Here is a 2,184-nt window from a genome sequence, read left to right as displayed (position 1 = left end):
CAGTATGAATGCCACCGTCCTGATGCGCGATCTTACCGGGGATGGCCTGCCCGATCATATCCTCAAAACCACCTTCAGCAATGATATTAAGTTGAAGCGCAATATCATGGGGAAGGTGGGCCTTCTGAAAAACATCCATACCCCCTTGGGAGGACGAATCGAGCTTAGCTATGAGGCTTCCAGCTTGAGCGTGGCCGATCCTCGTTTCCGCTGGAACCTGGAGAGCGTCACCCATCATGCCCAGCTCAATGAGGAAGATGATGTCCTTTCAGGGAACGAGCTTTCCTACGAGACTCGCTATGAGTATCTGGGCGGTTACTATGACCGACTTGAGCGTGTTTTCCTGGGCTACAGGGAGGTTGAACGGATAGCGGCCGATGACTCGAAAACCATCAGTACTTACAAGAACTCCCTGATTTTCGAGAAGGGTCTTCTCGAGAAGCAGGAGACATATGACTCTAGCGACAATCTGCTTAGGCGGCAGAGCAGCGAGTATTTGCTAAGCTATCAGAGTTCGCCGAAGCATATCATCTACCGTGATTCAAGAAGAGATTACCGCTGGGGCTTCCCCCGTCTTCAGAGTGAGAGCTTTGAGAGCTGGGAGCCTGGCAGCCTCGATGCTATCACGATGGAGAAGGAGTATGAGTATGATAGCTATGGGAATATCACTGAGCTGGAGGAGAATCCACCCGGTACTGATGGCGATTTGACTCTCATCATCAGCTACAGATACATGAGGGATCTCTATAGGATGTCGCTTCCCGCGCGCTTGAAAGTGCGTGATAATGATAGTAATCTGCTGCGGCACAGGGAGGGAGTTTATGACAGCCTGGGCCGACTGACGGCACTTAGAATCTTCTATGATTCTGAGAGCTCCACGAGCAGGATCAGCTGGAATGATGATGGCACACTCTCTTCGATAACAGACCCCCTGGGAACCAGGACATCCTACGACTATGATGATTCGGGTTTGTTTGTGACTCGCATTGATGTTGAATCATCAGATGGAGAAGAGATAAGCAGCCATATGGCATGGAACAGGGCAGAGGGGACACTTAGGAGCCGCACCGATCCGAATGGGTTGCCTGAGCGCCATGACTATGATGATTTTGGCCGCCCGACTGCGATATTTGGGCCCTATGACGGGACTATTCCGGCAGTCGCTTATGAGTATACGAGTGACGATTATGGCTCACTCTATGCCAGGAGCGCGAACAAGATATCCCTCGATCCCGATGATGAAGAGCTCATGTACACGCTCATCAAGATTGATGGACTTGGGCGTCCGATTTACACGGCCAAGACTGGCTTCATCGCCCATGTCGATCGTGAGGGCGGGGAATTGGGTTGGAATGTCTCTGGAGCCGTGAGCTATGATGAGAAGGGGCGCGTGGTTAAGGAGGGTCGTCCGAGCTTCCAGGCCGCCGATGGCTTGCCGACCGCTCCTCTCCTGGAAGAGGGCTTCATCACTCAAACCATTTATGATGATTTGGACAGGCCCCTTAAGACTATCTATCCATCTAGTAACTGGGGCGATGTCTATTCAACCTATCAATACCGGATTGATGGGGAGACTAGTTTGAGCATACTCACTGATCCCTTAAGCAGAATCAGTGAGACTCGCAAGAATGCTCGTGGCCAACTTGAGAACCTTCGCAGGAAGTACATGGACGAAACACTCGCCCATGTGGACTATGAGTACAACCCCTTAGGCGAGCTGCTCGAGGTGAGGCAGAGCAATCAGGGAGAGGATGATTACAGCGTCAGGTTCACCTACGACATGAGGGGCCTGCAAGTTGCCCAGGAATCCCCTGAGAGAGGAGTTGTTCGCTACAGGTATGATGAGCGTGGGAACCTGATTGAGAGGAGCGATCCGAATCTCAGGGCCAAGGGGAAGGTGGTTCGCCATCACTATGATGGGTTTGGCCGGATTAGCAGGAGGGACTATCCCGAGTCTGAAGATGTTCACTACTTCTACGGCGACAGCACGAAGAAAAATATCAACGGTGTGGGCCGTCTTATTCGAAGGAGAGATGAGTCCGGACTGCATGAGTTCGAGTATGGGAAGATGGGCGAGGTGATTCGTGAGAGGCGCACCCTCCATAGCCAGAGAGCCTTGCATGCCGATCAGATTGCCCTGATGAGTTTCAAGAGCGACTATCTTGGGCGTATGAACAGGATAGA

The 2,184-nt window shown here is 52.0% G+C and carries 1 protein-coding gene; it reads left to right on the top strand.

The features are described 5' to 3' along the window. Window positions 1-4: 4 nt before the first annotated feature. Window positions 5-2,184 (top strand): toxin TcdB middle/N-terminal domain-containing protein (locus S1OALGB6SA_RS04175; protein ID WP_306766984.1); only part of this gene is annotated, 2,180 nt, incomplete at its 3' end.

This window comes from Olavius algarvensis spirochete endosymbiont (assembly GCA_900608495.1).
Taxonomy (GTDB): Bacteria; Spirochaetota; Spirochaetia; order DSM-2461; family DSM-2461; genus UBA2779.
This window is presented reverse-complemented; position numbering and strand designations above follow the sequence as displayed.